Source organism: Pseudomonas sp. GW823-FHT02C05, from assembly GCF_058797595.1.
In genome coordinates, this window is record NZ_JBXAJU010000004.1 from 545,675 (window position 1) to 553,636 (window position 7,962).

At 63.7% G+C, this 7,962-nt stretch carries 9 protein-coding genes; 5 read left to right on the top strand and 4 right to left on the bottom strand.

What is annotated here, in order from left to right; all coding sequences use genetic code 11:
• Nucleotides 1-93: 93 nt before the first annotated feature.
• Both AC1RGE_RS23930 and ubiA read left to right on the top strand, forming a co-directional pair.
• Nucleotides 94-657 (top strand): chorismate--pyruvate lyase family protein, encoded by a 564-nt coding sequence (locus AC1RGE_RS23930; RefSeq protein ID WP_041120419.1) that lies wholly within the window; start codon nucleotides 94-96, stop codon nucleotides 655-657.
• Nucleotides 657-1,547, top strand: coding sequence for a 4-hydroxybenzoate octaprenyltransferase (gene ubiA / locus AC1RGE_RS23935; RefSeq protein ID WP_492585117.1), 891 nt, complete (start codon nucleotides 657-659; stop codon nucleotides 1,545-1,547). The genes AC1RGE_RS23930 and ubiA overlap by 1 nt, the downstream gene beginning before the upstream one ends.
• A gap of 116 nt (nucleotides 1,548-1,663) precedes the next feature.
• Here ubiA and AC1RGE_RS23940 read toward each other — a convergent pair whose 3' ends face one another.
• Nucleotides 1,664-2,047 (bottom strand): COG4315 family predicted lipoprotein, encoded by a 384-nt coding sequence (locus AC1RGE_RS23940; protein WP_011064274.1) that lies wholly within the window; start codon nucleotides 2,045-2,047, stop codon nucleotides 1,664-1,666.
• Nucleotides 2,048-2,198: 151 nt separating this feature from the next.
• Here AC1RGE_RS23940 and phoB point away from each other — a divergent pair, with 151 nt between their 5' ends.
• From phoB to AC1RGE_RS23955, 3 genes are all read left to right on the top strand, one after another.
• Nucleotides 2,199-2,888 (top strand): phosphate regulon transcriptional regulator PhoB, encoded by a 690-nt coding sequence (gene phoB, locus AC1RGE_RS23945; protein WP_003177195.1) that lies wholly within the window; start codon nucleotides 2,199-2,201, stop codon nucleotides 2,886-2,888.
• A 128-nt stretch (nucleotides 2,889-3,016) separates the two neighbouring features.
• Complete coding sequence (phoR, locus tag AC1RGE_RS23950; protein ID WP_186355251.1) at nucleotides 3,017-4,309, top strand: phosphate regulon sensor histidine kinase PhoR; 1,293 nt, start codon at nucleotides 3,017-3,019, stop codon at nucleotides 4,307-4,309.
• 117 nt (nucleotides 4,310-4,426) lie between these two features.
• The gene (locus AC1RGE_RS23955; RefSeq protein WP_011064276.1) at nucleotides 4,427-5,767 is read left to right on the top strand and encodes a hemolysin family protein; all 1,341 of its coding nucleotides are present in this window, start codon (nucleotides 4,427-4,429) and stop codon (nucleotides 5,765-5,767) included.
• 37 nt (nucleotides 5,768-5,804) lie between these two features.
• Here AC1RGE_RS23955 and AC1RGE_RS23960 read toward each other — a convergent pair whose 3' ends face one another.
• The 3 genes from AC1RGE_RS23960 to AC1RGE_RS23970 all read right to left on the bottom strand — a co-directional run bounded on the left by AC1RGE_RS23960 (nucleotide 5,805) and on the right by AC1RGE_RS23970 (nucleotide 7,405).
• Entirely contained in the window at nucleotides 5,805-6,701 is an 897-nt protein-coding gene (locus tag AC1RGE_RS23960) for a peptidoglycan DD-metalloendopeptidase family protein (protein ID WP_492585118.1), read from the bottom strand.
• A 61-nt stretch (nucleotides 6,702-6,762) separates the two neighbouring features.
• Nucleotides 6,763-7,077: a helix-turn-helix domain-containing protein gene (locus AC1RGE_RS23965; protein ID WP_011064278.1), complete on the bottom strand. Its 315-nt coding sequence runs from the start codon at nucleotides 7,075-7,077 to the stop codon at nucleotides 6,763-6,765.
• The gene (locus AC1RGE_RS23970; RefSeq protein WP_011064279.1) at nucleotides 7,070-7,405 is read right to left on the bottom strand and encodes a type II toxin-antitoxin system RelE/ParE family toxin; all 336 of its coding nucleotides are present in this window, start codon (nucleotides 7,403-7,405) and stop codon (nucleotides 7,070-7,072) included. The genes AC1RGE_RS23965 and AC1RGE_RS23970 overlap by 8 nt, the downstream gene beginning before the upstream one ends.
• Nucleotides 7,406-7,962 lie beyond the last annotated feature (557 nt).

A 7,962-nucleotide genomic window follows, 5' to 3' on the forward strand; every position in this document is an offset into this window, starting at 1 on the left:
GCACGTTCGTGCCGCCGGGCGTCCTGGATCAATCAAAACCGGCGATCGCCATGCTAAGCTCGCCGCCTCATTTGCTGCCAATACTGACCCACTGTGCCGCACTCAATGCCCCCCGCCCCGGCCCCCACCTGGCTGGTGCAAAGCCGTTTGTCCCCCTTCCCCGGCGCAGCCGTTGCCAACTGGCTGTTCGATGAAGGGTCGCTGACCCGGCGCCTGACCCGGCTGTCCCACAACGCCTTCAGCGTCACCCCGCTGGTGCAAGAGTGGCAAACCCTGCGCAACGACGAATGCGCCGCCCTGGGCCTGCCCGAACAGAGCGAAGGCTGGGTGCGCGAGGTGTACTTGCGCGGGCACGGCCAGGCCTGGGTGTTCGCCCGTAGCGTCGCCGCCCGCAGCGCCCTGCTCGAAGGCGGCCTGAATATCGACGAACTGGGCAGCCGCTCCCTGGGCGAGTTGCTGTTCTGCGACCAGGCCTTTACCCGCCAGCCCATCGAAGTCTGCCGCTACCCCCGGCACTGGCTGCCCGCCGCCGTTGCCGACAACGGCCTGTGGGGCCGTCGCTCACGCTTTGACCGCGGGCCCCTGAGCCTGCTGGTGGCGGAAATCTTCCTGCCCAGCCTGTGGACCGCCATAGACGCCCGACCGGAGGCCTGCTGATGTACCTGAGCCTGCTCAAATCCCTCAATCGCCTGCACCCGCGGGCCTGGGACTTCCTGCAACTGACGCGCATGGACAAGCCCATCGGCATCTATCTGCTGCTATGGCCAACCCTGGTGGCGCTGTGGATCGCCGCCGAGGGCCAGCCGTCCCTGAGCCATGTGCTGATCTTCACCTTCGGGGTGGTGCTGACCCGCGCCGGCGGCTGCGCCATCAACGACTTCGCCGACCGCAAGGTGGACGGCCAGGTCACGCGCACCGACCAGCGGCCCCTGGCCACCGGCAAAGTCAGCGCCAAGGAGGCCCTGATACTGTTCGCGGTGCTGATGGGCGCCGCCTTCCTGCTGGTGCTGTGCACCAACGCCACCACGGTCTGGCTGTCGTTCGGCGCCCTGGCCCTGGCCGCCTGCTACCCCTTCATGAAGCGCTACACCTATTACCCGCAGGTGGTACTGGGGGCGGCGTATTCCTGGGGCATCCTGATGACCTTCACCGCGCAGAACGGCGAACTGCCGGCCACCGCGTGGCTGCTGTACATCGCCAACCTGCTGTGGACCGTGGGCTACGACACTTACTACGCCATGACCGACCGTGACGATGACCTGAAAATCGGGGTCAAGTCCACGGCGATCCTGTTCGGCGATGCCGACCGGGTGATCATTCTCACCCTGCAGGGCTTGTCCCTGGGCTGCCTGCTGCTGGCCGGGGCACGGTTCAATCTGGGGGGCTGGTTCCACCTGGGGCTGGCGGTGGCGGCGGCGTGTTTCGCCTGGGAGTTCTGGTACACCCGGGATCGCGACCGGATGAAGTGCTTCAAGGCCTTCCTGCATAACCACTGGGCGGGCCTGGCGATCTTTGTCGGGGTGGTGCTGGATTACGCGTTGCGCTAGACCGTCAAGCAAGGCCCTATGGGCCTTTTCGCAGCTTTGCCAGGGCTCGGCAGCGGCTACAGAGATCGGTGTAGCCGCTGCCGCAAGCTGCCAATGGCCCGGAGGGCGGCGGGAGGTCAGTCGGATTTCGCGACCTTCCAGGCGCCGTCCATCTTGCCTTCGCCGGTCATGTCACCGGCCTTCTTGTCCATCACGAAGCCGTACAGCGGCTTGCCGTCGTAGGCCCACTGCATCTTGCCGTCGTCACGCTTGATCACCGTCCACTTGCCCATGGCCTTGTCACTGCCCTCGGCCATCAGCGGCGGCCAGTTGGCAGCGCATTTGTCATTGCACATGGACTTGCCGTCGGCATCCTTGGCAAAGGTGTAGAGGGTCATGCCCTTGTGGTCCACCAGCACGCCGTCCTTGCTCATTGCCGGGTCGGCGGCCATGGCGAATGTCGGCAGGGCCAGGACAGCGCCTACCAGCAGGACTTTCAACGATTGCTTGAACAGAGTCATGGAAACCTTCTTTTGTGGTTGTCAGGAATCGGACTCAAAGCTTAGTCCACGAAGCAGCACCCCGCCCCGCGACCTGAAATACTGTCACACGACTGCAATAATTCCGTTATCTAATGCGGCGCAAGACAGTTAAATGACAAGAGGTTCAAGCATGGTTGGCAGAAGCATTCTGATCGTTGACGACGAAGCGCCTATTCGCGAAATGATCGCCGTTGCGTTGGAAATGGCCGGCTATGACTGCATGGAGGCAGAGAACTCTCAGCAGGCCCATGCCATCATCGTCGACCGCAAGCCGGACCTGATCCTGCTGGACTGGATGCTGCCCGGCACTTCCGGCATCGAGCTGGCGCGGCGCCTCAAGCGCGATGAGCTGACCGGGGACATCCCGATCATCATGCTCACCGCCAAGGGTGAAGAGGACAACAAGATCCAGGGCCTGGAAGTCGGCGCCGACGACTACATCACCAAGCCGTTCTCCCCCCGCGAACTGGTGGCCCGCCTCAAGGCCGTGCTGCGCCGTGCCGGCCCTACCGATGGCGAGGCGCCAATCGAAGTCGGCGGCCTGCTGCTGGACCCCATCAGCCACCGGGTGACCATCGACGGCAAGCCCGCGGAAATGGGCCCTACCGAATATCGCCTGCTGCAGTTCTTCATGACCCACCAGGAGCGTGCCTACACCCGTGGCCAGCTGCTGGACCAGGTCTGGGGTGGCAATGTGTACGTCGAGGAACGCACCGTGGATGTGCATATCCGCCGGCTGCGCAAGGCCCTGGGCGATGCCTACGAGAATCTGGTACAAACCGTGCGCGGCACCGGCTATCGTTTTTCCACCAAGGCCTGACGGCAGCGGCAAGCGACAAGCGGCACGCCGATGAGTGACCGCTTCAACACTTGCAGCTTGGAGCTGCGCCACCCTCCACGGACGTGTTTCAAGTGAATCAAAACTGGCATGGCACCCTGATTCGCCACATGTTGCTGTTGATCACCGGCTGCCTGCTGGTGGGCCTGATCAGCGGCTACTACGGCTGGAGCCTGGCCGCCGGCCTGGGCATCTACCTGGCCTGGACCCTCAAGCAGTTGCTGCGCCTGCACGAATGGCTGCGCCTGCATCAACCCGACGAAGCGCCCCCCGACGGTTATGGCCTGTGGGGCGAGGTGTTCGACAGCATCTACCACCTGCAACGCCGCGATCAGCGGGTACGCGGGCGCCTGCAGGCGGTGATCGACCGGGTCCAGGAGTCCACCGCGGCCCTTAAGGACGCGGTGATCATGCTCGACAGCGACGGCAACCTGGAATGGTGGAACCGCGCCGCCGAGACCCTGCTGGGGCTCAAGACGCCCCAGGACAGCGGCCAGCCGGTGACCAACCTGGTGCGCCATCCGCGCTTCAAGGAATACTTCGAGCAGGACAGCTACGCCGAGCCGCTGGAAATCCCCTCCCCGGCCAACGACCGGGTACGCATCCAGCTCTACATCACCCGCTACGGCAACAACGAGCACCTGATGCTGGTGCGCGACGTGACCCGCATCCACCAGCTGGAACAGATGCGCAAGGACTTCATCGCCAACGTCTCCCACGAGCTGCGCACGCCGCTGACGGTGATCTGCGGCTACCTGGAGACCCTGCTGGACAACGTCGAGGAAGTGAACCCGCGCTGGAGCCGCGCCCTGCAGCAGATGCAGCAGCAAGGCGGGCGCATGCAGACCCTGCTCAACGACCTGCTGTTGCTGGCCAAGCTGGAGGCCACGGACTACCCGTCGGACAACCAGCCGGTGCCCATCGACGTGCTGCTGCAATCGATCAAGAGCGACGCCCAGGCGCTGTCCGGGGAGCGCAACCAGCGCATCACCCTGGAAGCCGACGCGTCGGTACAACTCAAGGGCAGCGAAGCGGAGCTGCGCAGCGCCTTCTCCAACCTGGTGTTCAACGCGGTGAAATACACCCCGGCCGAAGGCAATATTCGCATTCGCTGGTGGGGCGACGAACAGGGCGCGCACCTGAGCGTGCAGGACTCGGGGATCGGCATCGACAACAAGCACCTGCCGCGCCTCACCGAGCGCTTCTACCGGGTGGATTCGAGCCGCAACTCCAACACCGGCGGCACCGGCCTGGGCCTGGCCATCGTCAAGCATGTGCTGCTGCGCCACCGTGCGCGCCTGGAGATCAGCAGCGTGCTGGGCCACGGCAGCACCTTCACCTGCCATTTCGTTCCGGCCCAAGTGAAGAAAAACCGCACCCAGAGCCTGACCGACCAGCGCTGACAGCCACTCGCCCCTAGGCAATTGCCCTGTCAGCCGCTACATTGCGTAACTTGTGCCTGCCTTTCAGGCACCGCATTTCCTTCCTTTTCGAATACACGGAACCCGCAAAACTCCATCATGGACCCTTCCCCTGGTTTTACCCTCGCGTCTCTTTTCGCCGACTTCGGCATGATTCTTTTTGCTCTGATCCTGGTCCTGCTCAACGGCTTTTTCGTTGCGGCGGAGTTCGCCATGGTCAAGCTGCGCTCGACCCGGGTCGAGGCCATTGCCCACAAGAACGGCTGGCGCGGGCAGATCCTGCGCACCGTGCACAGCCAGCTCGACGCCTACCTCTCGGCCTGCCAACTGGGCATCACCCTGGCCTCCCTGGGCCTGGGCTGGGTCGGTGAGCCGGCCTTCGCCCATCTGCTGGAGCCGCTGCTGGGCGCCCTGGGCGTGAGCTCTCCGGAAGTGATCCGCGGCGTGTCGTTCTTCACCGCGTTCTTCATCATTTCCTACCTGCACATCGTGGTCGGCGAGCTGGCGCCCAAATCCTGGGCGATCCGCAAGCCGGAGCTGCTGTCGCTGTGGACGGCGGTGCCGCTGTACCTGTTCTACTGGCTGATGTACCCGGCCATCTACCTGCTCAACGCCAGCGCCAACACCATCTTGCGCATCGCCGGGCAGGGCGAGCCCGGCCCGCACCATGAACACCACTACAGCCGAGAAGAACTCAAACTGATCCTGCACTCCAGCCGCGGCCAGGACCCCAGCGACCAGGGCATGCGCGTACTGGCCTCGGCGGTGGAAATGGGCGAACTGGAAGTGGTGGACTGGGCCAATTCCCGGGAAGACCTGATCAGCGTCGAGTTCAACGCGCCGCTCAAGGAAATCCTCGCCCTGTTCCGCCGCCACAAGTTCAGCCGCTACCCGGTCTACGACAGCGAGCGCAACGAATTCGTCGGCCTGCTGCACATCAAGGACCTGCTGCTGGAACTGGCGGCCCTGGACCACATTCCCGAGTCGTTCAACCTGGCCGAGCTGACCCGCCCGCTGGAGCGCGTATCCCGGCACATGCCGCTGTCGCAGTTGCTGGAGCAGTTCCGCAAGGGCGGCTCGCACTTCGCCCTGGTGGAAGAAGCCGACGGCAAGGTCATTGGCTACCTGACCATGGAAGACGTGCTTGAAGTGCTGGTGGGCGATATCCAGGACGAACACCGCAAGACCGAGCGCGGCATCCTGGCCTACCAGCCGGGCAAGCTGCTGGTGCGCGGTGACACCCCGCTGTTCAAGGTGGAACGCCTGCTGGGCATCGACCTGGACCATATCGAGGCCGAAACCCTCGCCGGCCTGGTGTACGAAACCCTGAAACGGGTGCCGGAAGAGGAAGAAGTACTGGAGGTCGAAGGCCTGCGCATCATCATCAAGAAGATGAAGGGACCGAAGATCATCCTGGCCAAGGTGCTGATGCTGGATTGACGGCCCTTTCGCCGCCAAGCCGGCTCCTACGGGCAGGTTATTGGTTGCCCAGGGCAAAATTCGGCAAATCCCCCAGGGGCTGGTTGAACTGATAGGGAATCGACACCAGCCCCAACCCGGTATTGCGCTGCACCACGAAATGCAGGTGCGGCCCACTGCTGTTGCCGGTGTTGCCCGACAGCCCCAGGGCGCTGCCCACCGCCACTCGCTGGCCCTCCCGCACGCTGACCGAACCCTGCTTGAGGTGCAGGTACACGCCCATGGTGCCGTCGTCGTGCAGCACCCGGACGAAATTGCCCGCCGGGTTATTGCCCCGCCCGTTCTGGGCGTTCTCGGTCTTCACCACCACCCCGCCCCGGGCGGCAATGATCGGCGTCCCCACCGGCATGGCGATATCCATCGCATAGCGGCTCTTGGGGCTGAAATGGCTGTATTGGCCATTGGCGCCCTGGGTCAGGCGAAACGGCCCGCCACGCCAGGGCAGCGGGTAGCGATAGGCCTGGGTGGCGCCTGCCGGATCCCCCAGGGAATAACGGAACCTGGGGGCATAGCTCAGAGGCTGGTCGGCGCGAATCGCCGTGAGCAGCGCCAGGCGCTGCCTGCTGCGGGCCGGCAGCACCTGGCGGATCGGCTGCCCCGGAGCGCCGCTGACATTGTTCAACCCGGCAAAGCTCAATTCCACTTCCACCGGGGCATACAGGTCATTGCGCACATACACCGCATCCAGCCCCCTGTGCTTCTGGATATCCAGGCGCACCTGGCGCTCAAGGTGCTCCACCATGCGGTCGCGGAACACGAACTCCTGGGCCCCCGGCGAAGGCCGGTCGCTGTAGGAGACCACGCCATTGGCGTCGATGGACTTGTACACAGTCATCGCCGCCAGCGACGTGGCGGCTAAAGACAATCCACAGAAAAACAGCAGGCGCACAAACATTCGGCAGCTTCTTGGCAGAGGGTGGAATCACGCTAGCAGCCTGATATGGAGCTTGTATGAATCAGGCGGGCGCCAGGGGTTCAATGCCGCCAGCGTCGAAGTGGATGTCCACCCCCAGTTGCGCCGCCTCGCAGAGGTTGACCAGCGCATCGAGGGAGAACTTGTTGATCTTGCCGCTGAGCACATCGTTGAGCCGGGGCTGGGTGATATTGAGGCGCCTGGCCGCCTCCTTCTGCGACACCCCCCAGGCCTGCACGGTCTTGCCCAGTTCCAGCATCAGCTTGGCCCGCAGGCGCATGTTGGCGGCCTCCTGGGGAGTGGCTTCAAGGGCATCCCAGACACTGGCAAAGCGCTGGTTGATCGGTTGGTCAGTCATGGCGTGAACCTGTTTCCTGATATCTGGCACGAGCCAGCTCTATATCCCGCGCCTCGGTCTTGCGGGTGGTCTTGCGCACCGCGTGCAACACATAAATGGCCGCGGCCCGCCGGACCACATAGAACAACCGAAACGCCCCTGAATCCTCATGGATCCTGATCTCGAAAACGCCCGGGCCAATGGTTTTCACCGACCTGCAATCGTAGGGCTGTTCACCCTGCTGCAGCAGATCCAGCTGGAAACCGGCGGCCCGACGGGCATCTTCAGGGAACGCCCTGAGATCCCGCAGCGCGCTCCCGACAAACACCACATCCTTGTGCCTGGGCATCGAACCTCTCCTGTTAATGACCAGGAACAAGGCTAATCAACACGGCCACGACCCGCCGCGCCGGGTTGTTTCAAGGCATGGCCGCAAGGGGTGAACAACAGAGCGCGCCACCTGAAATCTATATCCAAACAGATATAAATCAAGCGCAAAGAAATTAATCTGACGTACGGCGGAAAGTACCGAGGGGGGCGGAGCACGCCTTGTGGCTTGAGGGTTACGGCCTATGTTGCGAGTTGCTCGCTCGATAGCGGGATGACGCAGCAGCCCGCCTCGGCGGCCGGCAAAAGCCCGCAGTGGGAAAGTGTTTTCAGCAGATTTCCGCTGCCTCCCATCACCGCAGGAACCGGCTTGCCGGCGAAGAGGCCTTCAAGCCTTGTGCTGCCCTTGTGGGCGCCTTCGCTGGCAAGCCAGCTCCTACACAGCAAGAGGGTGTTCTCGCGGCTTACGCACCTGCCGCCGTAGGAGCCGGCTTGCCGGCAAAGAGGCCTTCAAGCCTTGTGCTGCCCTTGTGGGCGCCTTCGCTGGCAAGCCAGCTCCTACACAGCAAGAGGGTGTTC